We start from the raw sequence: 25,009 nt of genomic DNA on the forward strand, positions 1-25,009 counted from the left end.
CGCATCCTGCTCTAGCGTCGCGCGTCATCCCCGCCTCTAGCAAGCTCCGCGCCGCGCAGGGCGGTCAGACGAAATAGTCGGGATGCGTCGTACGCAGATGGACGAGGTCCGGCAGCAATGTGCCGAGATGCTTGCGCATGGCCGCCTGCGCTGCAGGGCCGTCCTTGCGCCGCACCGCATCGACGATCGAGAGGTGTTCGCGGATCACCATCTCCATCCGGCCCGGCACCGGCAGCGTCATGCGCCGGCAGCGGTCGATCTGGCTCTTGGCGGCATGCGCCAGCTTCCAGATGCCGGGGTAACCCGCGCAGATCGCAATCGTCTCATGGAAGGCCTCGTCGAACAGGTGGAAGCGCTCCTGGTCGCCCTCATCGAAAGCCTCATGCTGGCGCGCGATCACCGCATCGAGCCGCGCCACGATCTCCGGAGTCGCGATGCCGGCGACGAGGTCGATGGTGGCGCATTCCAGCGCCTGCCGGATGAAGACGGCTTCCGGAATCGCCTCGATCGGGATCCGCGCCACGAAGGTGCCGGCCTGTGGAAAGACCTCGACCAGCCCCTCCTCCTTCAGCTTGATCAGCGCCTCGCGCACCGGCGTGCGGCTGATGCCGAAACGGGCCGTCAGCTCCTTTTCGACGAGAGCCGCGCCCGGTGCGATCTGCATGGCGAGAATGGCGCGCCGCATCTCATCCTGCACCAGCGAGGCCGCCGTCGAGCGGCGGGAGGATGTCCCGGCGCCGCGCATCGGCCGGCGCTCGCGCCGCGTGGCATCGACCGCCGCCTCCCGCGCACTCGCTATCTCCGACATCGCCCTCGTCTCATCCACGCCCGGCGAAACTCCCTTTTTGCACAAAGCCGCTGCAATCTTGCCCTAGCACTCAATCGCGATAGCATGGCGTGGTTTGACACGCTAGTATATTAGTATATCTATCCGACGCTACTCGGCTTGTCCTGGCCGGTGCGTGCTGGAGTCTTGCTTGATGTTGTTGCACGATGATCGCCTCTTTCCTGCCGATCCGGTAACGCGCGGCATCGCGCGGCGGCTCTATGCGGGCATTCGCGATCTGCCGATCATCTCGCCGCATGGCCACACTGATCCGCGCTGGTTCGCCGAGAACAAGGCCTTTCCCGATCCTGCGACTCTCTTCGTCAAGCCGGACCATTACATCTTCCGCATGCTCTATTCGCAAGGCGTCCGGCTGGAGCAGCTCGGCATCGCCCGCAAGGGCGGCAAGCCGGCCAAGAGCGATCCCCGCGCCATCTGGAAGCTCTTCGCTAGCCACTGGCATCTTTTCCGCGGCACACCGACGCGGCTGTGGTTCGAGCACGCCGTCTCCAGCATCTTCGGCGTCAACGAACGGCTAACCCCCGCCAATGCCGACGCGATCTACGACATCATCGCCGGGAAGCTCGAACAGCCGGAATTCAGGCCGCGGGCCCTGTTCGAGCGCTTCAACATCGAGGCGATCTCGACCACCGAAGGCGCGCTCGACGATCTGAAATGGCATGACATGATCCGCGCCTCCGGCTGGGGCGGCAAGGTCGTCACTGCCTACAGGCCCGACAGCGTCGTCGATCCCGAATTCGAGGGCTTCGCCGAGAACCTCGCCAGTCTCGGCGAATTGACCGGCGAGGACGTCTTCGCCTGGACCGGCTATCTTGAGGCCCATCGCAAGCGCCGGGCCTATTTCAAGGAACGCGGCGCGACCTCCTCGGACCACGGCCATGCCACGGCGCGCACCGCCAACCTCTCGCAGGCCGAAGCCGAGAAGCTCTTCGCCAAGGTCGCCAAGGGCAAGGCCTCGGCCGAGGATGCCGACCTCTTCCGCGGCCAGATGCTGACCGAGATGGCCAAGATGAGCCTCGATGACGGGCTCGTCCTGCAGATCCACCCCGGTTCCTTCCGCAACCACAACGCCAGCCTGTTCGAGGCGTTCGGCCGCGACATGGGCGCCGACATTCCGCGCCAGACCGACTATGTCACGGCGTTGAAGCCGCTGCTCGACGCTGTCGGCAATGAGCCCAACCTCACCGTCATCGCCTTCACGCTCGACGAGACCAGCTATTCGCGCGAGCTCGCGCCGCTGGCCGGGCATTACCCGGCGCTGAAGCTCGGACCTGGCTGGTGGTTCCTCGATGCGCCCGAGGCGATGCTGCGCTTCCGCGAGCTGACCACCGAGACCGCCGGCTTCTACAACACCGTCGGCTTCAACGACGACACCCGCGCCTATCTCTCGATCCCGGCGCGCCACGACGTCGCCCGTCGCTGCGACTGCACCTATCTCGCCAAGCTCGTCGTCGAACACCGGCTCGACGAGGACGAGGCGGCCGAAGTCGCCCATGACCTCGCCTACCGCCTAGCCAAGGAGGCCTACAAGCTGTGACCTCCGCAACGAAGGAGCTCGACGAACGCCAGGCAGCCCATCCGCGCGACGTGAAGCGCTATGAGACGCAAGCCCTGCGCGACGACTTCCTGATCGAGCGCATCTTCGTGCCTGGCGAGGTCACGCTGACCTACAGCCATTACGACCGCATGATCGTCGGCGGCGCGACGCCTGCGGCAAAGCCGCTGACGCTCGAGCCCTTCGCGCCGACGGGCACGCCCTTCTTCCTGGCGCGGCGCGAACTCGGCGTGATCAATCTCGGCGGCGCAGGCAGCGTCACCGTCGACGGCCAGCGCTTCGACATCCCCAATCTCGACGCGCTCTATGTCGGGCTGGGCGCGAAGGAGGTCTCCTTCGCCAGCGCGGACGCCGCCAACCCGGCGAAATTCTATCTGACCAGCGCCCCGGCGCATCGCGAGGCGCCGCACCAGCTCATCCGGAAGAGCGACGCCAACACCATCCATCTCGGCTCGGTCGAGACATCGAACAAGCGCACCATCCGGCAATACATCATGCCCAACACCACCGGCACCAATCAGCTGGTGATGGGCATGACGGCGCTGGAGCCGGGCTCGGTCTGGAACTCCATGCCTTGCCACACTCACACGAGGCGCATGGAGGCCTATCTCTACTTCAACCTCGACCCGGCCCACCGCGTCTTCCATTTCATGGGCGAGCCAACGCAAACCCGCCATCTCCTGGTCGCCAATGAACAGGCGGTGATCTCACCGAACTGGTCGATCCATTGCGGCTGCGGCACCTCGAACTACGCCTTCGTCTGGGCCATGGCCGGCGACAATGTCGAGTTCACCGACATGGACCCAGCACCGGTGGACACGCTGCGCTGATGACCCGCCGCTCGCCCTTCTCGCTCGAAGGCCGTACCGCGCTGGTCACAGGCGCCAATACCGGCATCGGCCAGGGCATCGCGCTGGCGCTGGCTGAAGCCGGAGCGACGATCGTCGCGGCAGGACGCTCGGATATGAGCGAGACGCTGGGGCTGATCGAGGCGGCGGGTGGAAATGCCATACCGCTTCAGCTCGATCTGCAGCAGCCCGGCAGTGCGGCCGAGGCAATCGCAAGCGCAGTGACCACTGCCGGCCCGCTCGACATCCTGGTCAACAATGCCGGCATCATCCGCCGCTCGGACGCGCTCGATTTCAGCGAAGCCGACTGGGACGAGGTGATGAACCTCAATCTCAAGGCGGTGTTCTTCCTCAGCCAGGCCTTCGCTAGGGCAGCGCTTGCCGCCGGCCGCGGCGCCCGCATCGTCAACATCGCCTCGCTGCTCTCCTTCCAGGGCGGCATCCGAGTCGCTTCCTACACCGCGAGCAAGAGCGGGCTTGCCGGGCTGACCAGGTTGCTCGCCTGCGAATGGGCGGCCAAGGGCATCAACGTCAACGCGATCGCGCCCGGCTATATCGAAACCAACAACACCCAAGCCCTGCGCGCCGACCCGGAGCGCAGCACCGCGATCCTCGCCCGCATTCCCGCCGCGCGCTGGGGCCAGCGCTCGGACATCGGCGGTGCGGCGGTGTTCTTGGCGAGCGATGCGGCAGCCTACATGCATGGCGCGATCCTTCCCGTCGACGGAGGTTGGCTGGCGCGATGACGAACCGTCTCAACGCCTTCTTCCAGCACGAAGCCGCCCTGGCCTGGGAGCCGACCGAACCCGGCGTGAAGCGCAAGATCATGGCCTATGGCCCCGAGCTGATGGTCGTGCGCGTCGCTTTTGACGCCGGCGCGGTCGGCAAGACGCATAGCCACCCGCATCGGCAAGCGTCCTATGTCGAGAGCGGCATCTTCGACGTCACCATCGACGGCCGGACCGAGCGCCTGATCGCCGGCGACACTTTCTTCGTGCCTGCCGATCTCGTCCACGGCGTCGTCGCGGTCGAGGCCGGGCAGCTCGTCGATTCCTTCACGCCGATGCGAGAGGAGTTTCTTTGATCTTCGCCTGACCGGCAGGGGCCAGCAGCTCTCATGGAACGGCTTCGTCGAGGCGACGCTGGGCGCCGTGCGCACCACCGCAATGGTGCTGCTCGTGATCGGCACCGCCGGTTCCTTCGGCTCGCTGATGGCCTTCCTGCAGGTGCAGCAGGCAACGATCGGCACGATGAAGGCGGTGTCCGATAATCCCAGCGTCGTCCTGCTGATGATCAACCTCATCCTGCTAGAGCATTTTCGAGCGAAGTGGACACCGGTTCGCATGAAGAAAATGCGACAAAACAAGGAGCTGGAGCATTTCCACGATTCGGAGAAACGCGGAAATGCTCCAGTGCTCGGCACCTTCATGGACATGGCGCCGATGATCATCATCTGCACGCCGATCTTCCTGCCCGTGGTCAAGGCCTCGACCCCGTTCATTTCGGCGTGATCCTGATCCTCAATGCCGGCATCGGCCTGAACACCCCGCCTGTCGGCTCGGTGCAGTTCGTCGCCTGCGCCATCGGGCACATCTCGATCGGGCAGTCGATGAAAACGATCTGGCCCTTCTACGGCGCAAGCATTGCCGTGCTGCTGCTGGTGACCTATGTCCCGGCCGTGTCCCTCTGGCTACCGGGTGTATTCCGTTGACGAGACTGACGACCACAAGCCTCGCCGGCCTGTCCGCGAGTATTCGCCGCCCGGCCTATGACCGCTCGCAGCTCAAGCCGGGCATCGTCCATCTGGGTCTCGGCGCTTTCGCCCGCGCCCATCTCGCCGACTATACCGAAGATGCGCTTGAGCGGGATTTCGGTGCCTGGGGCATCATCGGAGCCAGCCTGCAGCGGCCCGATCAGCGCGACCGGCTGAAACCGCAGGACGGGCTCTACACCTTCCTGAAGCGCGCGCCTGCCGGTCCGGAGCTGCGCGTCATCGGCTCCGTCCTCGGTGTGCTCGTCGCGCCCGAGAATCCTGCCACCCTTATCGCCCGCATGGCCTCGGCCGAGACCCGCATCGTCTCGCTGACGATCACCGAGAAGGGCTATTGCCACGATCCCGCGACTGGCCGGCTCCGGGAGGACCATCCCGATATCCTGCACGATCTCGACCATCCCGATGCGCCGCGCTCGGCCATCGGCCTGATCACCGCGGCGCTTGCGATCCGCAAGAAAGAAGGCCTTGCTCCCTTCACCGCGATGAGCTGCGACAACCTCCCCCATAACGGCAAGGTGCTGCGCGGCCTCATCCGCGACTTCGCCGCCTTGCGCGACGACACGCTCGCCCAATGGATCGAGGCCCACAGTGCCTTCCCCTCGACCATGGTCGACCGCATCGTGCCTGCGACGACCGAGGCCGACATAGCCGAGGTCGAGAGCCTGCTCGGGCTGCACGACGCCGCCCCCGTCATCGGCGAGCCCTTCCGGCAATGGGCGATCGAAGATGCCTTCGCCATGGGTCGCCCGGCCTGGGGCGAGGTCGGCGCGCAGCTCGTCCTAGAGGTCGCGCCCTTCGAGTTCATGAAGCTGCGCATGCTCAACGGCGCGCATTCGAGCCTGGCCTATCTCGGCTATCTCGCCGGGCATGAGACGGTGGCGCAAGCCAGCAGCGATGCAGTCCTCGCCCGCTTCCTGCAGGGCCTCTGGAGCGAGGTCATCCCGACCGTGCCCGCGCCGCAAGGCGTCATGCTCGCCGATTACGCCTCGGCCCTGCTCGCCCGCTTCCAGAATCCGGCGATCCGCCACCGCACCTGGCAGATCGCCATGGACGGCTCGCAGAAGCTGCCGCAACGCCTGCTCGGCACGATCCGCGACCGGCTGAAGGCCGGCGCCCCGATCGACCATCTCGCGCTGGGCGTCGCAGCCTGGATGCGTTACGTCACCGGCAGCGACGAAAAGGGCGGCGCAATCGACGTGCGCGACCCGTTGGCGGCAGAGTTCGCCAAGCGCGCCGCTTCGGCCGGCCGCGACGCGAAGGCTCTGAGCGGGGCGCTGCTCGGAATCGAGAGCATCTTCGGCACGGAGCTGCCACGCGAAGCCGCCTTCACCCAAGCGGTAGAGGCTCAGCTCGCGAAACTGTTCGAGCATGGCGCCAGAGCGACGGCCGCCGCGCTGGCGTCCTAACAGGTTCACACAGAACCACAGCGTCATCCTGGACAAGCCGCGTAAGCGGCGCAGCCCCGGGATCCATCGGAGGGCTCTGGAACTCTACGATGGATCCCGGGCCGAAGCTTCGCTTCGCCCAGGATGACGTCGCATATGAGTGCGAACATCCGCTGCTCCGAAAGAGACTTGCTCGCGCCGCCAAGCTCGCGCCAGATGCACCGATGATGCGCCTGTTCGCCATCCTCGCTCTTGCCGTCTCGAACCTGGTCGCAAGCCAGGCGGCGGCGCAATCGCGCGTCGTCGTCCCGAATTTCTGGGATCAGCGCATCAGGCTCGACCGGCCCGAGCCCGGCCCGCCCCGCATCGTCCGCTTCCTCACCGATGATGATTACCCGCCGCTGCATTTTTCCGCGGCCGACGGCCCGCTGACCGGCTTCTCGGTCGAGCTTGCGCGCGCCGCCTGCGAAAAGCTCGGCTGGACCTGCACGGTGCAGGCGCGCCGCTTCGACACCCTGCTCGATTCACTGACTGAGGGACGCGGCGACGTGCTGGCGGCGGCGCTCAACCTCACCCCGCAATTGCGTAGCCGCTTCGCCGCCAGCCATCTCTATTTCCGCAGCACCGCCCGCCTGGTCACTACGCGCGGCAACGCCCAGATCGATCTCGATCCGCGCACGCTTCAGGGCAAGCGCATCGCAGTCGTCGGCGGCACTGCGCATCAGGCCTTCCTCGAGCGGCTCCTGCCCTTCGTGCAACGCCGCGAAACCGGCACGCTTGCGGGCGCGATCGCAGCGCTGCGCAGCGGAGAGGCCGAATTCGTCTTCGCCGACGGCGTCGCGCTCTCGCTCCTGCTGGCCTCGACCGGTGGCAGCGAACTCGCCTTCACCGGCGGCCCCTTCCTTGAGAGCCGCTATTTCGGCGAGGGCGTCGGCTTCCTCACGCGCAAGGACGACCTCGCCCTGAAGCGCGGCCTCGACTACGCGCTGCAATCGCTCTGGGACGACGGGACTTATGCAAGACTCTATCTCCGTTTCTTCCCGGTGAGCCCGTTTTGAAAGGCTCTACCCCAAACTCCCCGCGAACCGCTGCGCCAGCCGCTCGCGCCTGAACGCCTCGGTGACGAAATCGACGAAGGCGCGGGTCTTCGCCGGCAGCAGCGTGCGGCTGGCGTAATAGAGCGAAATCGAACCGGCATCGGCATACCAGTACGGTAAGAGCCGGATCAGCGCGCCGCTCTCCAGGGCCGCCAATACATCCGGCACCGCGACCAATGTGACCCCGAGCCCGAACTGCGCCGCGCGACACATCGCAGTGGGATCGTTCAGCACGATCGTCTCCGGCTGCGCGATCGCCATCTCGGCCCCGGTTGCATTGCGCATCGTCCAGTGCCGCGGGCGGCCCGTGCGAGCCGAGCGCATCACGATCCCGTCCAGCCCGGCGAGATCGGACGGGTCCGTGGGCCAGGCTCGCCCGGCGAGATAGGCCGGCGACGCCACCGCGATGATATGGGCCGGAGCCAGAGCCCGCGCGACCACGCCGGGTGACAATGCGAACGCAGCGCCGATCGCCGCGTCAAATCCTTCCGCGATCAGATCGACCGGTCGGTTCTCGAAACGCCAGTCCAGCCGGATGCGGGGATAACGCGCCAGGAAAGCCGGCAGCAGCGGCAGGATATGGTCGACCCCGAAAGTTGGACTGAGGCTGACCTTGAGCACACCTGCCGGCTCCCCGCCTTCCTGCACCACGCCGGAGATCGCCGCCTGGAGCGCATCGAGATTGTCGCCGATCCCCAGCAGGAAGCTTTCGCCGGCCTCGGTCAACGTCAGCTTGCGCGTCGAGCGCTGGAACAGCCTGACGCCGAGATTGCGCTCCAGCATCGCGACATTGCGGCTCACCGCAGCCGGCGTCAGCGACAATCGCCGCGCAGCCTCCGAGAAACTCAGTGTCTCCGCGCTGCGGACGAAGGATTCGAGATTGGCGAGCGTCTCCATGCGGCAATTTTCAACATATGCTTGAAAATAATTCCAGCTATTCCCGGCTAATCCGGGACAATGAAACGGGCGATATCCGTTCCACCAACAGAACGGAGCTTTTCCCAATGACCACCATCGGCATCATCGGCGCAGGCCATATCGGCCAGGCCTTCGCCAAGACCCTCGCCCGGAACGGCCTCAACGCCACCATCGCCAATAGCCGCGGCCCAGCCTCTCTCGCAGAGCTCATCGCGGAACTCGGTCCCAACATCAAAGCCGGCACACGCGAGGAAGCGGCGAAGGCCGATATCGTCCTCATCGCGGTCAACTGGTCGAAGCTGCCTGGCGCGCTCGCCGGCCTGCCGGACTGGAATGGCCGCATCGTGATCGACGCCAACAACCCGATCGAGGCACCGTTGTTCAAGCCGGCTGAGCTGAACGGTCGCCTCTCCAGCGAGATCGTCGCCGATCTCGTCCCGGGCGCGCGGCTGGTCAAAGCCTTCAACCATCTCATAGCGAAACAGCTGGAAGCAGATCCCAAGGCCGAGGGCGGCCGGCGCGTGCTGTTCTATTCCGGCGACGACGCCAAGGCCAAGGCAGAGGTCGCCGCCCTGATCGACAGCCTCGGCTTCTTCGGCATCGATCTCGGCCCGCTCGCGCTCGGCGCGCACCTCGCCCAGTTCCCCGGCGGCCCGCTGCCGATCCACAATCTGGTCAAATTCGACTGACCGGCGTGTTGGAGAGTTCGCCCTCCAGCGACTGCTTCGCGACCGCAGCGAGCCATCCTGCCGTCGCCGGCAGGATGGCGTCGTTGAAATTGTAGCGGTCATTGTGCAATTCGCCGCCATCCTTGGCGGGGCCGTTGCCGACCCAGACATAGGCGCCGGGCCGGTGCTGCAGGAAATAGGTGAAGTCCTCGCCCGTCGTGCTGGCCGGCATGTCGCGCCTGACGGTCAGGCCAGCAGCCCTGCCGGCAGTGGCTGCGATCTCCTCCTCCAGCGGCGTGTTGATGGTGGCAAGTCCGCCGGTGATGAAGGCGGCCTCCGCCGTCATCTCATAGGTCGCGGCAATGTTCGCGGAGATGTCGCGCAGGCGCTGCACGACCCGGTCGCGCACCGCCGGCTTGAAGGTGCGGTAGGTGCCTTCGATCCAGACGCTGGTCGGGATCTGGTTCGACGCCAGGCCGCCATGCACCTGCCCGATCGAGACCACGGCCGAATCCATCGGATCGACATTGCGCGCCACGATCGTCTGCAGCGCCACGATGAGATGCCCCATGGCGGTGACGGGATCGCGCGTCAGATCGGGCTTTGCGGCATGGCCGGCGACCCCGTGCAATGTGATCTTGAAGCGCCCGGGCTCGGCCATCACCGGGCCGCGATGCACGGCGACCGTGCCCGCCTCCAGCCCTGGCCAATTGTGCAGGCCAAAGACGCGCTCCATCGGAAAGCGTTCGAAGACGCCGTCGGCGATCATTGCGCGCGCGCCCTGGCCGTTCTCCTCCGAGGGCTGGAACAGGAACTGCACCGTGCCGCTCCAGTTTTCGTCCTTCGCCAGCAGGGCGGCCGCGCCGAGCAATGAGACGGTGTGGCCGTCATGGCCGCAGGCATGCATGACATTCGCAGTGCCGGATTTGTAAGGCAGGTCATTCGCCTCGTTGATCGGCAGCGCATCCATATCGGCGCGCAGGCCGACCGAGCGGTCGGAGGTCCCGCGCTTGAGCGTCGCGACCACGCCATTGCCGCCGACGCCGGCAGTGAACGGCACGCCAAGCTCTGCCAGCTTCGCCTGCACGAAGGCGCTGGTCGCACTTTCCTGAAGCGAAAGCTCCGGATGGGCATGCAGATGGCGCCGCCATGCGGTCAGTTTGTCGAGGAGATCACGATCCAAGGCGGTGTCCTTTCAGGCGAAGCAGATATTAGCCTATACCCGCTCAGGGCATCGACAAGCCGCCGCAGCGGATGCCCCGTCCCAGCGACATGCATTGACGCCCCCCTTGGCGATCTGCCAAAGCCCGAGGCTCATTTTTCCAATTCCTGGAGAGGACCGCCCTGATCATGCCCGCCTTCGACCCCGCCCTTGTTGACGCCGCCCAGCGTTCGGCCGCCTGGCCGTTCGAGGAAGCACGCAAGCTCGTCGCGCGGATCGAGAAATCGGGCAAGAAAGAGGTGCTGTTCGAGACCGGCTACGGACCGTCGGGCCTGCCGCATATCGGCACTTTCGGCGAGGTCGCGCGCACCTCGATGGTGCGCCATGCCTTCCGCGTGCTGACGGGCGATGCCGTTCCCACGCGCCTGATCGCCTTCTCCGACGACATGGACGGGCTTCGCAAGGTGCCCGACAACATGCCCAACAAGGAGCTGCTCGCCGCCAATCTGGGCAAGCCGCTGACCGAGGTGCCCGACCCCTTCGGCACGCATGACTCGTTCGGGCGCCACAACAATGCCCGCCTGCGCGCCTTTCTCGACCAGTTCGGCTTCGATTACGAGTTCAAGTCATCGACCGATGCCTACAGGGCCGGCGAGTTCGACGCGACGCTGCTGAAGATCCTCGCCCGCTACGACGCGGTGATGAAGATCATGCTGGCGACATTGCGCGAGGAGCGCGCCGCGACCTACTCGCCCTTCCTGCCTATCCACCCCAGGACCCGCGTGGTCATGCAGGTGCCGATCGACGAGGTCGACGTCGCGGCCGGTACCATCGCCTGGGCCGATCCGGTCACGAGCGAGCGCTTCGTCACGCCCGTCACCGGCGGCCATGTCAAGCTGCAGTGGAAGCCGGATTGGGCGATGCGCTGGACGGCGCTCGGCATCGATTACGAGATGGCCGGCAAGGATTTGATCGATTCGGTCAAGGTCTCCTCGGCGATCACGCGCGCGCTCGATGCAACCCCGCCCGAGGGCTTCAACTACGAACTCTTCCTCGACGAGCAGGGCCAGAAGATCTCGAAGTCGAAGGGCAACGGCCTGACCATCGACGAGTGGCTGACCTATGCCAGCCCCGAGAGCCTGTCGCTGTTCATGTATTCGCGTCCGCGCGAGGCCAAGAAGCTGCATTTCGACGTCATTCCGCGCGCGGTCGACGAATATCTGCAGTTCCTCAATGGCTATGAGCGCCAGGACTGGAAGAACCGCCTCGGCAACCCGGCCTGGCACATCCACAATGGCGAGCCGCCCCAGCCGGAAATCATCGCCACCGGGGAAGGCGAGAACGCAACCAGGACGCAGATCACCTTCGGCCTGCTGATGAACCTCGTCGCGGTGGCGAATTCCGAGGACAAGAGCGTGCTCTGGGGCTTCCTGCAGCGTTATTCGCCAGCGATCTCGCCTGCCACCCATCCGCGCCTCGACGCGCTGGTCGGCTACGCGATCGCCTATTTCCGCGATTTCGTGAAGCCGGCGAAGACCTACCGCGCCGCCGACGAGACCGAACGCGCGGCTTTCCTCGCGCTGGACGCCGCACTCGCAGCCCTGCCACCGGGCGCCACCGCCGAAATGGTCCAGGACACGGCGCTCGATGTCGCCCGCGCGGTTCCGCGCTACCAGAACCTCACCGCCAAGGGCGCGACGCCCGAGCGGCCCGGCGTCAGCGGCGACTGGTGGAAGGCGATCTACCAGGTGCTGTTCGGCGAGGATCAGGGCCCACGCTTCGGCTCTTTTGTGGCGATCTACGGCATCCCCGAGACCCGCGCGCTGATCGCCAAAGCGCTTGCCGGCGAATTGGTGAGCGAACATGCGGCCTTCGTCGAGGCGCGCAAGGCGGGGTGACCTTCGTCATTGCGAGCGTGAGCCGAAGCAATCCAGCAGGGCTCGCGCAGTCCCCACCGGATTGCTTCGTCGCTGTCGCTCCTCGCAAGGGTGAAAACAGTGCAGCGGGAGCAAACTGAATGACCGATGCCGCCGAAGCCGTCGAGCGCGCCATCGCCTCCCGCCGCGCCGTCCGCGCCTTCCTGCCCGATCCTGTCGAGCCCGCGCTCATCCGCCGCATCCTGGCGGTCGCGGCGCAGGCGCCGAGCGGCACCAATATGCAGCCCTGGAAGGTCCGTGTGATCGGCCCCGACAGCCGCGCCCGGCTGGAAGCCGGCCTGCTCGCAGCGCTGGATTCGCCGGACCTGCCGGCAGCAGAAGAGTATCGCTACTATCCCGAGAGCTTCCGCGAGCCCTATCTCTCGCGTCGCCGCAAGGTCGGCTGGGATCTCTACGGCCTGCTCGGCGTCAAGAAGGGCGATGTCGCGGGCATGAGGCGTCAGACCGCGGCAAACTTACGTTTCTTCGACGCGCCGGTCGCGCTGATGGTCACGATAGACCGCGATCTCGAAATCGGCTCATGGCTCGATCTCGGCATGTTCGTCCAGAACATCCTGATCGCGGCACAGGGGCATGGGCTGAACTCCTGCCCGCAGGCGATCTTCGCCCGCTTCCACCCGGTGGTGCGGCGCGAGCTCGCCATCCCCGAGAACGAGGTGGTGGTCTGCGGTATCGCCATCGGCAAGGCCGATCCCGACGCTCCCGCCAATGCTCTCGTGCCGGAGCGCGAACCGGTCGAGGCGTTCACGACCTGGCTCGCTTAGAGAATGCGTTATCAGATCAGGTCGATCCGACCTGATCTGAGCAGACTCACGCGCCGGGCTGGCTATCGAGCGAAGCCTTCGGCGCGCTCTTCCTGATGCTCTTCAGGAACGGCGCGACGCCAAAATGCATGGCGAGGACCGCGACCGCGCCGATCAGCAATCCCAACACCGCCGAGAGCCCCGCCGTCACCAGCCATTCGACCGCAGCCGCGAGCATAGCCACGACGCGGCCACCTGCCGTCGCGAGATCGTGGATGACGTGTTCGAGCCCGGCCAACCCATAGCCGGCAAAGCCGTGAATGATGATGCCGCCGCCGACCCAGAGCATGGCGATCGTGCCGATTGCGCCGAGAAGGTTGAGGAAATACGGCATGCCGACCACGAGGCTCCGACCCAACAGGCGCACGGGCGCAAAGCGCCGCTTCGCCAGCGCCACGCCGGCATCGTCCGCCTTCACGATCAGCGCGACAATGCCATAGACGAAAGCGGTCATGCCGAGACCGACGACGGCCATCACCACCGCCTGCGTCCAGAATGACGAGCCGGAGACGCTGGCGAGCGTGATCGCCATGATCTCGGCGGAGAGGATGAGATCGGTCTTGATCGCGCCGCTGATCTTCTCGTTCTCGAGCGCCTTGGGGTCGAGCGGTTCAGCCTCAGCCGCCGTTTCGCCATGCCCGGCATGCGGCAGGAAGCGCTCGATCAGCTTTTCCGCGCCCTCATAACAGAGATAGACGCCACCGATCATCAGCAGCGGCGTGATCGCCCAGGGCGCAACCAGCGTCAGCATCAGTGCCGCAGGCAGCAGGATCAGGAGCTTGTTCTTGAGCGAACCGAGCGCGATCCGCCAGATGATCGGCAATTCGCGATCGGCCGCGAAGCCGACCGCATAGCGCGGCGTCACCGCCGTATCGTCGATGACAATGCCGGCGGCCTTGGCTCCGGCCTTCGTCGCCTGCGCTGCGGCGTCGTCGAGCGAAGCAGCAGCGACATGGGCAAGGCCCGCGATGTCGTCCAGCAGGGCGAACAGACCTGAACTCACGGAGGCCTCCCATGCCGGTTCTGCCGCAATGCAGCGAAACAAGCATGAATGGCCCTGATATGACAGCGCCGGAGCAGGGAGCGCTAGGAGAAAGCCACCACGACCCGCCCAAGCACGCCGAAATCAGCGTCGAGCCTGTCTCCGGGTGAAATCGCGATTGGCACGAGGCAGGTCCCCGTCGTCACCACCTCGCCTGCTTTCAGCACCACGCCAAGGGCGGAGAGTTCGTTGACCAGCCAGGTCAGCGCGATGCGTGGATCGCCCAGCACATTGGCGCCAAGCCCTTCATGATCCGGCCGGCCTGGCATCCGCGCGACCGGCCGGAACGCCGCGAGATCAAGCCCGCGCCAGGCCGCTCCCGTGCTCTTGCCAAGCACGAACTCATGGGCGCAGCCATTATCGGCAACGAGCTGGACGCCTCCAGCCGCGGCGAAATCCACGAAGCGCGAATCCGGCAACTCGATCGCGGGGTGAAGGCTCTCGACTGCCGCCAAAACCTCGTCCTGCGAATAGACCGTCTCGCGCGGCGTCAGATCGCGACCCATCCGGAAAGCGAATTCGAGTTCAGCCACGCGCATGGCGTTGCCGCTGAGTGAAGTCGTCGCGCCATCCGCCAGTACGCGCTCGGCAAGAATCCGTCCGGCGAGCGGTCCCGAGACGCCGATATGCGCCTGCCCCGCCTTGCTGGTGGCGGCGATCTTCCAGCCGAACAGCGGCGACGCGCTGCTCTGTTCGAGCAGCGCCTGCATGCCATAGGCTTCGCGCAGATCCGCCGGGCGCAGAACCTCCGGCATCGCCGCGCATTTCGTTCCCCCGCGCCAATGCGTGAGCAGGAAAGCCGTCGCCGCCGGCAGCTTGTCGTCCGGACTCATGCCGCCAGCCCGCCCGCCGCCAACCCTCCCGCGGCGTCAACCCGGCGCAGATGATGCGCGGTATCGCCGAACAGGCTCTCGATCATGGTCAGGCGCTTGAAGTAATGCGCGCCGAGATACTCCATCGTCATGCCGATGCCGCCATGGAGCTGCACCGCCTCCTGGCCGACGATGCGGCAGGAACGGTTGATCTGCACCTTGACCGCCGAGAGCGCCGCGCCACGCTCGGCGGTGTCGTCGTGCTCCACCATCATCGCCGCATAGGCCGCCATCGAGCGCGCCTGCTCCAGCGCGATCAGCATGTCGACGGCGCGGTGCTGCAGCACCTGGAAATTGCCGATCGGAGCGCCGAATTGCTGGCGCGTCTTGAGATATTCCACCGTCAACCCATGCAGAGCTTCCATGATGCCGACAGCCTCGGCCGCAAGCGCAGCGATGGCGAATTCGCAGACGCGCTCCAGGATCGGCAGGCCCTGATCCAGCGGGCCGATCAATTCGGCCGCTCCGACCAGAACGCCCGATAGCGCGACCTCGGCCGCGCGCCCGCCATCCTGCGTCGCATAGCCATGGTTCTTCACGCCGGGCGCATCGGCCGCGACGAGGAACAGGCTGATGCCCTCGCGGTCGCGCCGGTTGCCCGATGTCCGGGCACTGACGACGAGATGCTGGGCGCTGTCGCCATTGATGACGACGCTCTTGGCGCCTTCCAGCACGAAGCCATCGCCTGCTTTGCGCGCCGTGGTGGCAACGTCGTTGAGGTCGTAGCGCGACTGCTTCTCGGTGAAGGCCAGCGCCAGCCTCGAGCTGCCCTCGACGATACCGGGAATGACGCGCTGCTTGAGCTCATCCGATCCGCCGAGCCTGACCGCCCCGCCACCGAGCACCACGGTCGCAAGATAAGGCTCCAGCGCCAGCCCCTTGCCCAGCGCCTCCATCACCACCAGCGTCTCGACCGGCCCGCCGCCGAAGCCGCCTTCCTCCTCCGTGAAGGGAATGCCGAGCAGTCCCATCTCGGCGAATTGCGCCCAGCTCTTCTCGCTGAAGCCAAGCGGGCCGGCGCCTTGCGTCTTGCGCTGTTCGAGCGAGCCATAGGTCGCAGCCACAAGCCGCTCGACACCGTCCTTGAGCTGCGTCTGTTCGGAAGAAAGGTCGAAATCCATGATACGTCTCTTCAGGTTCGCGATGCAGCCATTCCACCCGCCGCGTCATCCCGGACAAGCCGCGTAAGCGGCGCCGATCCGGGATCCATCGAAGGGCGCAAGCGCTCTAGGATGGATCCCGGATCAAGCCCGGGATGACGATGGAGCGTGGGGACAGGTCGAGATCAATCTCACAGCCCGAGCACCGCCTTGGCGATGATATTCTTCTGGATCTCGTTCGAGCCGCCATAGATCGAGACCTTGCGGTTGTTGAAGTAGCTCGCCGCCGCCGCATCGGCCCAGTCATAGTCGAACGGCCAGTCATTGGTCAGGTCGCCCGAGCGCACCGGAGCAGCCAGCGCGAAGGGCCCGGCCACCTCGAGCAAGAGCTCCGTCGTCGCCTGCTGCAGCTGCGAGCCCTTGATCTTCAGGATCGAGGAGGCGGGATCAGGCTTGTTGGGATCGCGCTTGCCTTGCGCCGCGACGACCCGCATCTGCGTGATCTCCAGCGCCTTCAATTCGATCTCGACCTCGGCCACCCGCTCGCGGAAATCGCGGTCCTCCCAGAGCGTGCCCTCGCCCGCCGGCATCTCCCTGGCCAATCGCTTGATCCGCGCCAGCCGCTCCTTGGAGAGGCCGATGCGGGCGATGCCGGTGCGCTCATTGGCAAGCAGGAACTTGGCGTAGTCCCAGCCCTTGTTCTCCTCACCGACCAGGTTCTCGACCGGCACCTTCACATTGTCGAAGAAGACCTCGTTGACCTCGTGGCGCCCCTCGAGCGTGATGATCGGGCGCACCGTGATGCCCGGCGTCTTCATGTCGATCAGGATGAAGGAGATGCCGGCCTGCTTCTTGGCGGCAGGGTCGGTGCGCACCAGGCAGAAGATCCAGTCGGCATATTGGCCAAGCGTCGTCCAGGTCTTCTGGCCGTTGACGATATAGTGGTCGCCTTCGCGCACCGCCTTGGTCTTGAGCGAGGCGAGGTCGGAACCAGCGCCGGGCTCGGAGAAGCCCTGGCACCACCACTCGTCGAGATTGGCGATCTTGGCGAGATGCTTTTCCTTCTGCGCCTGATTGCCGAAAGCGGCGATCACTGGGCCGACCATGTAGCAGTTGAACTGCAGCGGCAGCGGCACGGCAGCCAGCAGCATCTCCTCGGTGAAGATATAGCGCTGGATCGGCGTCCAGTCCTGCCCGCCCCACTCCCTGGGCCAATGCGGTACGGCCCAGCCCTTGGCGTTCAGCACGCGCTGCGAGGTGATGTAATCCTCGCGCGTCATGCCGCGGCCCTCCGAGACCTTCTTGCGGATCTCGGCCGGGACTTCGGTGCGGAAGAACTGCCGCACCTCGTCGCGGAACGCAATCTCTTCAGGCGTGAAGCGAAGGTCCATCTCAATTTCCTCTTATCGTTTCGCTCAGAAACACCCCGTCATCCTGGACAAGCGGCGAAGCCGCGCAGCTCCGGGATCCATCATAGGACTCGACGGAGCCCCATAATGGATCCCGGGACGAGCTTCGCTCGCCCAGGATGACGGCGTGGTTCCAGCGCAAACTCATCAGCCCTGATTGATTTCAAACAGGCCGGCGCAGCCCATGCCGCCTGCGACGCACATGGTGACGACCGCGTAGCGCGCCTTGCGGCGGCGGCCCTCCAGCAGGGCATGGCCGACAAGGCGCGCCCCGCTCATGCCGAAGGGATGGCCGATCGCAATCGCACCGCCATTGACGTTGACCTTCTCGGGATCGATGCCGAGCACATCGCGGCAATAGAGCGACTGCGAGGCGAAGGCCTCGTTCAGCTCCCAGAGATCGATGTCGGCGACGGTCAAACCGTTGCGCTCCAGCAGGCGCGGCACCGCGAAGACCGGGCCGATGCCCATCTCGTCGGGCTCGCAGCCGGCCGAGGCGAAGCCGCGGAAAGTGCCGAGCGGCGACAATCCACGCCGCGCCGCTTCCTTGGCCGACATCACCACGCTGGCCGAGGCGCCGTCCGAAAGCTGGCTCGCATTGCCGGCGGTGACGAACTGGTCCTCGCCACGCACCGGCTTGAGCTTCAGCAGGCCTTCCAGCGTCGTATCGGGCCGGTTGCCTTCGTCCTTCGACAGCGTCACCGCTTCCTGACGCACCTCGCCGCTCGCCTTGTCGGTCACCGCCATCACTGCGCTCATCGGCACGATCTCGTCGTCGAAGAGCTGGCGCTGCTGGGCCGAGGCCGTGCGGCGCTGGCTCTCCAGCGAGAATTCGTCCTGGGCTTGCCGCGAGATGCCGTAGCGCTGCGCGACATTGTCGGCGGTCTCGATCATCGAGGTGTAGATCGTCGGCTTGTTGGCCATCAGCCAGTCGTTCTGGGTCAACTCGCGCCGGACCACCGGCTGCACGAGGCTGATCGACTCGACGCCGCCGCCGACCGCGACCGGCACGCCATCCAGGATCACGCGCCGCGCCGCATGGGCGATCGCCTCCAGACCCGAGGCGCAGAAGCGGCTGACGGTGACGCCGGCCGATTGCACCGGAATGCCCGCGACAAGCGCGGCATGGCGCGCGACATTGCCGCCGGTCGCAGCCTCCGGATAACCGCAGCCCAGCACCACCTCCTCGATCGCCTCGGGCTCGACCTTGGCGCGGGCGAGCGCGTGACGGATCGCATGGGCGGCCATATCGGCGCCGCGGAGCTGGTTGAAGGCGCCGCGATGGGCTTTGCCGATCGGCGTGCGGGCAGTGGAGACGATGACGGCTTCGGTCATGGGCTGAGCTTTGTCCTATGCAGCGGAATCGGTAGCGGCCGAGGCCGCCTGTTTCTGTTTTTCCTCGGCCACCAGCACCTTGGCCAGCAGCTTTCCGGCAGCGCTGCGCGGCAGGCTCTCGCGGAATTCGAGCGCACGCGGCATTTCGTGCCGGCCGAGCCGGTCTTTCAGGAAGACGGAGAGCTCTTCCAGCGAAAACGGCGCATGGCCGGTCTTGAGCTTGACGAAGGCCTTGGCAGCCTGGCCGCGATAGGCGTCGTCGACGCCGATCACGACGACCTCCTGCACCGCCGGGTGCTCGTAAATCGCGCTCTCGATCGCGACGGGATAGACGTTATAGCCGCTTGAAATGATCATGTTCTTGCGGCGGTCGACGATCTCGAACAGCCCGTCCTCATCCATCCGGCCGAGATCGCCGGTCAGGAACCAGCCCTCATGGAAGGCCTCCTGCGTCGCGGCCTCGTCGTCGAGATAGCCCTTGAAGACATTAGGGCCCTTGATCGCGATCTCGCCGATCTCGCCGGGCGGAAACTCGTCGCGCTCGGGCTCGAGCGAAACGATCTTCATGGTGATGCCTGGCAGGGGCACGCCGATCAGCCCCGGCCGCGGTTTGGCGTCGCCCGGCACGCGCGAGCCGGCCGGCGCGGTCTCGGTCATGCCCCAGCCATTATTGAGCCGGACGCCGAGAATGCCTTCAAGCTTCGTCTGCACCTCGAAGGGCAGCGGCGCTCCGCCGGAGACGCAGGAGCGCAGCGAGGAGAAGTCGACAGCCTCGACGCCTTCACGGTTCAAGAGAGCAAACCACATCGTCGGCACGCCGGAGAACAGCGTCGCACGCTTGACCGAAATATCGGCGATCAGCGTCTCCACATCGAAACGCTGGCGCAGCAGGATCTCGTTGCCGTCGCGGATATGGCGCAGCAACAGCGTCGTCAGCGCATAGATATGGAACAGCGGCAACACGCAGATCGTCTTTTGCGCGCCGGGCTCCAGCGGCTCGCCATCGGTCCAGAGCCGATAGATGTTCACCGCGGAGACGAGATTGCCATGGCTCAGCATCGCCGCCTTGGGCAGGCCGGTGGTGCCGCCGGTGAATTGCAGCAGCATGACGTCGTCAGGCGAGACGACAGGCCATGACGCCGGTGGAGCTGCGTCCATGAGATCGTCGAGCCGGGCGACGCTCGCCTGGTTCGGGATCGCCAGTGGCGCGGCCTCGCCGGCCCCCCAGCGGCCATCCTCGCCGACGAGCAGGCGCGGAACGGCGCCTGCCTCCAGCAGCTTCAGCGCATTCGGCAGGAAGCCTGGCAGATTGGTCGTGATCAACCGGCCCGGTTTCGTCGCCTTGAGCTTGTGCTCCAGCTCGCGCGGCGCATCCAGCGCCGAGAGATGCACCACGCTCGCCCCGCAGCGCGCGACGGCGAAGAAGGCGATCGGGTGCCAGAGCGTGTTGGGCAGGAGCAGCGCGACGCGGTCGCCAGGCTTGACGCCATCGGCGATCAGCCCGGCCGCCAGCTGCGCCACCATCGCGTCCAATTCGGCATAGCGCGTCCGGCGCTCGCGGAATTCGATCGCGGGCGCATCCGGGCGCGCCGCCACGGCAGCCGCCAGCAGATCCGGCACGATGCCGGTCTCGACGCGCGCCTCCCAGTCGCAGGCTTTGGGGAAGCGCTGCTGCCAGACCGGCCGCGTGCCGGATTTCCCGGCCGCGCTCATGCGGCTTGCGCCTTCAGCTCCGAGAACCCCTTGCCCTCAGTGGCGAGCTTGCGCAGCAGCGGCGACGGTTCGAGCGTCGCGTCGCCGCTCTCGGCCGCTTGCGCCTCGAGCCGCTTGACGATCACGTCGAGCCCGACCGTATCGGCCCAATGCATCGGCCCACCGCGCCAGGCCGGCCAGTTATAACCGTTGAGCCAGATGATATCGATGTCGCCCGGCCGCGCCGCGACGCCCTCTTCGAGGATGCGCGCGCCCTCATTGACCATCGGGTCCATCAAGCGCGCCACGATCTCGTCGGCCGTGAAGGACCGCCGCGTCACGCCCTTCTCAGCCGAGATGCTCGCGATCAGAGCCTCGACCTCTGGGTCGCGCTGGCCCGCGCGCGCGCCGGCCGGATAGAGGTAATAGCCCTTGCCGGTCTTCTGGCCGAACCGACCGGCCTCGCAGAGCGCGTCGGCGACCGCAGCCTTCTTCCCCAGCGATTTGCGCGTGCGCCAGCCGATATCGTTGCCGGCGAGGTCCGACATCGCGAACGGCCCCATCTTGAAGCCGAAAGCAGTCACGGCCGCATCGACCTCATGGGGCAAGGCTCCGGCGATCAGCAAACGCTCGGCCGCCCGCGTGCGCTGCGCCAGCATGCGGTTGCCCACGAAACCGAAGCAATTGCCGACCACGACCGGCACCTTGCCGAGCGTGCGCCCGAGCGCAACCGCAGTCGCGACGACATCATCGGCCACGCCGGCGGGCCGCACCACCTCCAGGAGCTTCATGACATTGGCCGGGCTAAAGAAATGCATCCCGATCACATCCTGGGGCCGCTTGGTCGCAGCCGCGATCGTCGGAATGTCGAGATAGGAGGTGTTGCTGGCGAGGATCGCGCCGGGTTTGGCGATGCCGTCGAGCGCGCCGAAAATCTGCTTCTTGACGCCCATCTCCTCGAAGGCCGCCTCGATCACGATGTCCGCATCCGCGGCTGCAGCAAGCCCAACGGCGGGCGTGATCAGCGCCATGCGCTCGTCGCGCCTCTCCGGCGTCAGCGAGCCGCGCGCCACCGACATCTCGTAGATCGCCGCGACCCGGTTCATGCCGTTGTCGATCTGCCCCTGCTCGGTCTCGATCAGGGTCACGGGAATGCCGGCATTGGCGAAGCACATGGCGATGCCGCCCCCCATCGTGCCGGCGCCGATCACCGCCGCTTTCGCGATCGGGCGCGGCTTCACGCTCGCCTCGATGCCTGGCACCTTGGCAGCCTCGCGCTCGGCGAAGAAGGCATAGCGCAGCGCCTTGGAGCGCTCATCGGCGACGAGCGTGCGAAACAGGGCCCGCTCGGCCCCCATGCCCTCCGCGAAGGGCAACGTGAACACGCCGCGCACGGCCTCGATCAGCGCCATCGCATTGGGCATGTCGCCGGATTTCTTGGTCGCCTCGGCTGCGAGCGCCTCAAAAGCCTCACGATCGGCCGCTGTCAACGCCTCCATGCGGTCGGCCGTCTGGGGCGGCGCACCCTTGCTCGCGAGATCCCGAGCCAAAGCTGCCGCCGCCTCGACGACATCGCCGAGCGCGACCATGTCGACGAGCCCGTATGCAGCCGCCTTGTCGGCCGAGATCGGCTCGCCGCTCAGCATCATCGGAAACGCCTTCGCCGCACCGATCAGGCGCGGCAGGCGCTGCGTGCCGCCCGCACCCGGGATGATGCCGAGCTTGATCTCGGGCAGGCCGAGCCTGGCCGCAGGCGAAGCCACGCGGGCGTGGCAGGCCAGCGCGACCTCCAGGCCGCCGCCCAGCGCCACGCCCTGGATCGCCGCGACCACCGGCTTGGCGCAGGTCTCGATCGCCTCGAGCACATCGGGCAGGATCGGCGCCGCCGGCGGCTTGCCGAACTCGCTGATATCGGCGCCGGCGATGAAGGCCTTGCCGGCGGCCGCGATCACGATCGCGTCCACTGCGGGATCGGAGCCGGCTTTCGCGACGGCCTCGGCGAGCCCGGCGCGAACGCCTGCGCTCAGCGCGTTGACCGGTGGATTGGCGATCGTCGCGACCGCGACCCTGCCACGAAGGGCAAGCTGGACCAACTCCATGAGCGTTTTCCTCTAGTCGAAATTTATGTTCTGCACTGCAGAACGACAGTCTGCATTTATGGTCACTAGGAAGTGGCTCGCCAGCGCTTTGTCAAGATGCAGACCCGGGACTTAACGCAGCCGAGCCAGTGTCGCACCTCACATCATGCTGCAATGCGGAATTGATGTCCGCCGCTTGACCGCTCCCAAAACCCCGTGCCATGCCATTGGCAACGCCACATCATGCCGCGAAACGGCCCGGTGAAGAAGCACTTCGGAGGAATTCATGATCCGCAGGAATTGTCTTGCAACGGCCTGCCTCGCCGCGACCATCAGCTTTGCCGCCAGCGCCCGCGCCGAGGACATCACGATCGGCGCGCATATGCCGCTGACCGGTTCGCTCGCCCGTTCCGGCCAGGCCTTCAACGAGGGCATGCAGGTCGCGCTCAAGGTCTTCAACGAGAGCCAGAGCAAGCACAGGATCAAGGTCACGGTCATCGATGACGAGAGCCAGCCGGCCAAGGCCGTCACCGCCGTCGAGAAGCTCTCCTCCGACGGTGCGGCCGCGATCATCGGCGGCTACGGCTCCAACATCGTCGGCCCGGCCTCCGACACCTCCAACCGCCTCGGCAAGGTCTACATCACCGGCGGCGCGGTCTCCGACGAGCTGGTCCAGCGCGGCAACAAGAACTTCTTCCGGATCAACAACAATGCCGGCTACCAGCGCGGCGTCGAGGGCTTGATCGAGGAGGTGAAGCCCAACGGCGTCTCGATCATCGCCTCGACCAAGGAAGCGCCGATGCTGCTGGCGAAAGGGCTCGAGGAGAGCCTCGCCAAGAAGGGCTACAAGGTCACGCTGCATCCGTTCGACCCCGCGATCACCGACTTCAAACCGATCATCAACAAGGTGAAGCTGCAGGACAAGTCCGAGATCATCTTCATGTCGGCCTATGAGAACGACTATGTCGGCATCATCCGTGCCGCCAAGGTTCTCAAGCCCCCGGTGAAGGCCATCGTCGGCGCCTGGTCGCTGGCGACACCGAAGATGTATTCCGATTTCCCCGACCTGATGCAGAATGTCATCGGCACCACCTTCCTGCCCTTCCCCGTCGAGGTGAAGGATGAGGAGGGCCGGAAATTCGCCGCCGTCTACAAGGAGATGTTCGGCAAGGAGATCGAGTACGCCTCGACGCTCGCCTTCGTCGAGACGATGGTGCTGAGCGAGGCGCTTGCCCGCGCCGCCGATGCCGGCACGCTGAAGAGCGCGGGCCTGCTCGCCGAGATGAAGACAACCAACCGCCCCTCGCCGCTCGGCCGCATCACCTTCAACGAAGTCGGCGACAACCCGAATTTCGCGCTCAGCATGGGCCAGCACCGCGACGGCAAGATCCCGCTGGTCTCACCGGCCGAATTCGCCACCGGCAAGCTCGCCTACCCCGCCGTGCCGTGGTGATCGCATACGTCCAGTAACGCCCGCGCCGTCATCCCGGGCGCAGCGAAGCGCAGACCCGGGATCCATGCCTGAACCGTTCCGGCATGGATCCCGGGTCTCCCTTCGGTCGCCCGGGATGACGGCGGAATGAACGAACCAGGCTCTCCTCCCCGCTCATGCTCGAACTCCTCCAGCAATCCCTCTTCTCCGGCCTGCTCGTCGGCTCGGTCTATGCGCTGGTCGCGCTCGGCATCGCGCTGACCTTCGGCGCGATGAAGATCATCAACCTCGCCCATGGCGAACTCGTGCTGCTTGCCGCCTACATGGCCTATGTCATCGAGAGCCGGACCGGTTGGAACCCTTACGCCGCGATCCCGCTCGCCTTCGCCGTGACCGGCATCGTCAGCGTCGTGATCTATCTGCTGATCGAGCGCATCCGCGAACACCGCGAATTGAATTCGCTGATCCTGACCTTCGCGATCGGCATCATTCTGACCAATGCCATCCTCCTGGTCTTCGCCAGCGATGTGCGCTCGACGGGATCGCCCTTCCTGCAGGACGCCGTCTCCTTCGGCTCGGTCTACGCCATGAAGGGCGAGATCACCGCCTTCATCATCAGCCTTGCCGTGATGGCGGGCCTCTGGTGGTGGCTGAAGCACAGCTGGTATGGCCGCGCCGTGCGCGCCGTCTCCTCCAACCGCGACGCCGCCAAGCTGATGGGCATCGATCCGCGCCGCGTCGAGCTCGCGGCCTTCATCGTCGCGGGCATCCTCGCCAGCGTGGCGGGCGTGGCGCTCTATACGATGAGCGTCGTGCAGCCGGCGCTCGGACCCGGGCTCACCATCAAGGCCTTCATCGTCACCGTGCTGGCAGGCGTCGGTTCGATTCCCGGGGTGTTCTGCGCGGCGCTGCTGCTGGGCGTCACCGAGGCGATGACCGTGACATTGGCAAGCTCAGCGCTGCAAGAGCTCGTCGGTATGGTGCTCTTCCTGCTCGTGCTCTTCTTCATGCCGAACGGCCTGTTCGGCGCACGCACTAGGCGCGGTTGAGGAGCC

The 25,009-nt window shown here is 66.0% G+C and carries 21 protein-coding genes and 2 pseudogenes; 13 read left to right on the forward strand and 10 right to left on the reverse strand.

The window, feature by feature from the left end; genetic code table 11:
* Positions 1–64 precede the first annotated feature (64 nt).
* Positions 65–808 carry a GntR family transcriptional regulator gene (locus BMZ97_RS09845; protein ID WP_244546321.1) on the reverse strand — a complete coding sequence of 248 codons (744 nt, stop codon included), beginning with the start codon at positions 806–808 and terminating at the stop codon, positions 65–67.
* Between the two features lie 172 nt (positions 809–980).
* On the opposite strand from BMZ97_RS09845, the gene uxaC reads away from it, so the two are divergent.
* From uxaC to BMZ97_RS09885, 8 genes and pseudogenes are all read left to right on the forward strand, one after another.
* Positions 981–2,384 carry a glucuronate isomerase gene (uxaC, locus tag BMZ97_RS09850; protein WP_092167856.1) on the forward strand — a complete coding sequence of 468 codons (1,404 nt, stop codon included), beginning with the start codon at positions 981–983 and terminating at the stop codon, positions 2,382–2,384.
* Entirely contained in the window at positions 2,381–3,232 is an 852-nt protein-coding gene (kduI, locus tag BMZ97_RS09855) for a 5-dehydro-4-deoxy-D-glucuronate isomerase (protein WP_092167859.1), read from the forward strand. Before uxaC ends, kduI begins: the two co-directional genes overlap by 4 nt.
* A complete protein-coding gene (gene kduD, locus BMZ97_RS09860; RefSeq protein WP_092167861.1) occupies positions 3,232–3,996 on the forward strand; it encodes a 2-dehydro-3-deoxy-D-gluconate 5-dehydrogenase KduD in 765 nt (254 codons plus the stop codon). The genes kduI and kduD overlap by 1 nt, the downstream gene beginning before the upstream one ends.
* Complete coding sequence (locus BMZ97_RS09865) at positions 3,993–4,334, forward strand: cupin domain-containing protein (RefSeq protein WP_092167864.1); 342 nt, start codon at positions 3,993–3,995, stop codon at positions 4,332–4,334. The genes kduD and BMZ97_RS09865 overlap by 4 nt, the downstream gene beginning before the upstream one ends.
* A 25-nt stretch (positions 4,335–4,359) precedes the next feature.
* Positions 4,360–4,560 (forward strand): annotated as a pseudogene (locus BMZ97_RS31545) (TRAP transporter large permease subunit); the annotation flags it as partial.
* 102 nt (positions 4,561–4,662) lie between these two features.
* Positions 4,663–4,961: pseudogene (locus BMZ97_RS09875) on the forward strand (TRAP transporter large permease subunit); the annotation flags it as partial.
* The gene (locus tag BMZ97_RS09880) at positions 4,958–6,430 is read left to right on the forward strand and encodes a mannitol dehydrogenase family protein (protein WP_210188227.1); all 1,473 of its coding nucleotides are present in this window, start codon (positions 4,958–4,960) and stop codon (positions 6,428–6,430) included. The pseudogene BMZ97_RS09875 and the gene BMZ97_RS09880, both read left to right, overlap by 4 nt.
* Before the next feature lie 203 nt (positions 6,431–6,633).
* A complete protein-coding gene (locus BMZ97_RS09885) occupies positions 6,634–7,467 on the forward strand; it encodes a transporter substrate-binding domain-containing protein (RefSeq protein ID WP_244546322.1) in 834 nt (277 codons plus the stop codon).
* 6 nt (positions 7,468–7,473) lie between these two features.
* On the opposite strand, the gene BMZ97_RS09890 is transcribed toward BMZ97_RS09885, so the two are convergent.
* Positions 7,474–8,403 (reverse strand): LysR family transcriptional regulator, encoded by a 930-nt coding sequence (locus tag BMZ97_RS09890; protein ID WP_092167869.1) that lies wholly within the window; start codon positions 8,401–8,403, stop codon positions 7,474–7,476.
* Positions 8,404–8,420: 17 nt separating this feature from the next.
* On the opposite strand from BMZ97_RS09890, the gene BMZ97_RS09895 reads away from it, so the two are divergent.
* Positions 8,421–9,113 (forward strand): NADPH-dependent F420 reductase, encoded by a 693-nt coding sequence (locus BMZ97_RS09895; protein ID WP_139221189.1) that lies wholly within the window; start codon positions 8,421–8,423, stop codon positions 9,111–9,113.
* Here BMZ97_RS09895 and BMZ97_RS09900 read toward each other — a convergent pair.
* On the reverse strand, positions 9,100–10,275 hold the full coding sequence (locus tag BMZ97_RS09900) for an amidohydrolase (RefSeq protein ID WP_092167874.1): 1,176 nt from the start codon (positions 10,273–10,275) through the stop codon (positions 9,100–9,102). The two genes, BMZ97_RS09895 and BMZ97_RS09900, sit on opposite strands and share 14 nt — an antisense overlap.
* Before the next feature lie 167 nt (positions 10,276–10,442).
* On the opposite strand from BMZ97_RS09900, the gene BMZ97_RS09905 reads away from it, so the two are divergent.
* Entirely contained in the window at positions 10,443–12,152 is a 1,710-nt protein-coding gene (locus tag BMZ97_RS09905) for a lysine--tRNA ligase (protein ID WP_092167877.1), read from the forward strand.
* A 119-nt stretch (positions 12,153–12,271) separates the two neighbouring features.
* Positions 12,272–12,955: a nitroreductase gene (locus BMZ97_RS09910; RefSeq protein WP_092167879.1), complete on the forward strand. Its 684-nt coding sequence runs from the start codon at positions 12,272–12,274 to the stop codon at positions 12,953–12,955.
* Between the two features lie 46 nt (positions 12,956–13,001).
* Here BMZ97_RS09910 and BMZ97_RS09915 read toward each other — a convergent pair whose 3' ends face one another.
* The 7 genes from BMZ97_RS09915 to BMZ97_RS09945 all read right to left on the reverse strand — a co-directional run bounded on the left by BMZ97_RS09915 (position 13,002) and on the right by BMZ97_RS09945 (position 22,543).
* Positions 13,002–13,997, reverse strand: a complete 996-nt coding sequence (locus BMZ97_RS09915; RefSeq protein WP_092167882.1) for a DUF808 domain-containing protein — start codon at positions 13,995–13,997, stop codon at positions 13,002–13,004.
* 83 nt (positions 13,998–14,080) lie between these two features.
* Positions 14,081–14,869: a 2-keto-4-pentenoate hydratase gene (locus BMZ97_RS09920; RefSeq protein ID WP_092167884.1), complete on the reverse strand. Its 789-nt coding sequence runs from the start codon at positions 14,867–14,869 to the stop codon at positions 14,081–14,083.
* Complete coding sequence (locus tag BMZ97_RS09925; protein WP_092167887.1) at positions 14,866–16,029, reverse strand: acyl-CoA dehydrogenase family protein; 1,164 nt, start codon at positions 16,027–16,029, stop codon at positions 14,866–14,868. The genes BMZ97_RS09920 and BMZ97_RS09925 overlap by 4 nt, the downstream gene beginning before the upstream one ends.
* A gap of 170 nt (positions 16,030–16,199) precedes the next feature.
* On the reverse strand, positions 16,200–17,399 hold the full coding sequence (pimC, locus tag BMZ97_RS09930; RefSeq protein WP_092167890.1) for a pimeloyl-CoA dehydrogenase large subunit: 1,200 nt from the start codon (positions 17,397–17,399) through the stop codon (positions 16,200–16,202).
* Between the two features lie 165 nt (positions 17,400–17,564).
* On the reverse strand, positions 17,565–18,752 hold the full coding sequence (locus BMZ97_RS09935) for an acetyl-CoA C-acyltransferase (RefSeq protein ID WP_092167892.1): 1,188 nt from the start codon (positions 18,750–18,752) through the stop codon (positions 17,565–17,567).
* Between the two features lie 15 nt (positions 18,753–18,767).
* Complete coding sequence (locus tag BMZ97_RS09940; RefSeq protein ID WP_092167895.1) at positions 18,768–20,465, reverse strand: AMP-binding protein; 1,698 nt, start codon at positions 20,463–20,465, stop codon at positions 18,768–18,770.
* Positions 20,462–22,543 (reverse strand): 3-hydroxyacyl-CoA dehydrogenase NAD-binding domain-containing protein, encoded by a 2,082-nt coding sequence (locus tag BMZ97_RS09945; RefSeq protein ID WP_092167898.1) that lies wholly within the window; start codon positions 22,541–22,543, stop codon positions 20,462–20,464. The genes BMZ97_RS09940 and BMZ97_RS09945 overlap by 4 nt, the downstream gene beginning before the upstream one ends.
* Before the next feature lie 265 nt (positions 22,544–22,808).
* On the opposite strand from BMZ97_RS09945, the gene BMZ97_RS09950 reads away from it, so the two are divergent.
* Together BMZ97_RS09950 and BMZ97_RS09955 are read left to right on the forward strand one after the other, a co-directional pair.
* Positions 22,809–23,975, forward strand: coding sequence for an ABC transporter substrate-binding protein (locus tag BMZ97_RS09950; protein WP_092167900.1), 1,167 nt, complete (start codon positions 22,809–22,811; stop codon positions 23,973–23,975).
* Between the two features lie 155 nt (positions 23,976–24,130).
* Positions 24,131–25,003 carry a branched-chain amino acid ABC transporter permease gene (locus BMZ97_RS09955; RefSeq protein ID WP_092167903.1) on the forward strand — a complete coding sequence of 291 codons (873 nt, stop codon included), beginning with the start codon at positions 24,131–24,133 and terminating at the stop codon, positions 25,001–25,003.
* The last annotated feature ends 6 nt before the right edge of the window (positions 25,004–25,009 follow it).

Source organism: Allobosea sp. OK403, assembly GCF_900113835.1.
Lineage (GTDB): Bacteria > Pseudomonadota > Alphaproteobacteria > Rhizobiales > Beijerinckiaceae > Allobosea.

Coding starts and splice junctions, on each gene's coding strand:
- BMZ97_RS09920 (WP_092167884.1), bottom strand. CDS start 14,869: ATGAGTCCGGACGACAAGCTGCCGGCGGCGACGGCTTTCCTGCTCACG.
- BMZ97_RS09955 (WP_092167903.1), top strand. CDS start 24,131: ATGCTCGAACTCCTCCAGCAATCCCTCTTCTCCGGCCTGCTCGTCGGC.
- BMZ97_RS09945 (WP_092167898.1), bottom strand. CDS start 22,543: ATGGAGTTGGTCCAGCTTGCCCTTCGTGGCAGGGTCGCGGTCGCGACG.
- BMZ97_RS09890 (WP_092167869.1), bottom strand. CDS start 8,403: ATGGAGACGCTCGCCAATCTCGAATCCTTCGTCCGCAGCGCGGAGACA.
- BMZ97_RS09885 (WP_244546322.1), top strand. CDS start 6,634: ATGATGCGCCTGTTCGCCATCCTCGCTCTTGCCGTCTCGAACCTGGTC.
- BMZ97_RS09895 (WP_139221189.1), top strand. CDS start 8,421: ATGCTTGAAAATAATTCCAGCTATTCCCGGCTAATCCGGGACAATGAA.
- BMZ97_RS09925 (WP_092167887.1), bottom strand. CDS start 16,029: ATGGATTTCGACCTTTCTTCCGAACAGACGCAGCTCAAGGACGGTGTC.
- uxaC (WP_092167856.1), top strand. CDS start 981: ATGTTGTTGCACGATGATCGCCTCTTTCCTGCCGATCCGGTAACGCGC.
- pimC (WP_092167890.1), bottom strand. CDS start 17,399: ATGGACCTTCGCTTCACGCCTGAAGAGATTGCGTTCCGCGACGAGGTG.
- BMZ97_RS09845 (WP_244546321.1), bottom strand. CDS start 808: ATGTCGGAGATAGCGAGTGCGCGGGAGGCGGCGGTCGATGCCACGCGG.
- kduD (WP_092167861.1), top strand. CDS start 3,232: ATGACCCGCCGCTCGCCCTTCTCGCTCGAAGGCCGTACCGCGCTGGTC.
- BMZ97_RS09940 (WP_092167895.1), bottom strand. CDS start 20,465: ATGAGCGCGGCCGGGAAATCCGGCACGCGGCCGGTCTGGCAGCAGCGC.
- BMZ97_RS09950 (WP_092167900.1), top strand. CDS start 22,809: ATGATCCGCAGGAATTGTCTTGCAACGGCCTGCCTCGCCGCGACCATC.
- BMZ97_RS09905 (WP_092167877.1), top strand. CDS start 10,443: ATGCCCGCCTTCGACCCCGCCCTTGTTGACGCCGCCCAGCGTTCGGCC.
- BMZ97_RS09865 (WP_092167864.1), top strand. CDS start 3,993: ATGACGAACCGTCTCAACGCCTTCTTCCAGCACGAAGCCGCCCTGGCC.
- BMZ97_RS09910 (WP_092167879.1), top strand. CDS start 12,272: ATGACCGATGCCGCCGAAGCCGTCGAGCGCGCCATCGCCTCCCGCCGC.
- BMZ97_RS09935 (WP_092167892.1), bottom strand. CDS start 18,752: ATGACCGAAGCCGTCATCGTCTCCACTGCCCGCACGCCGATCGGCAAA.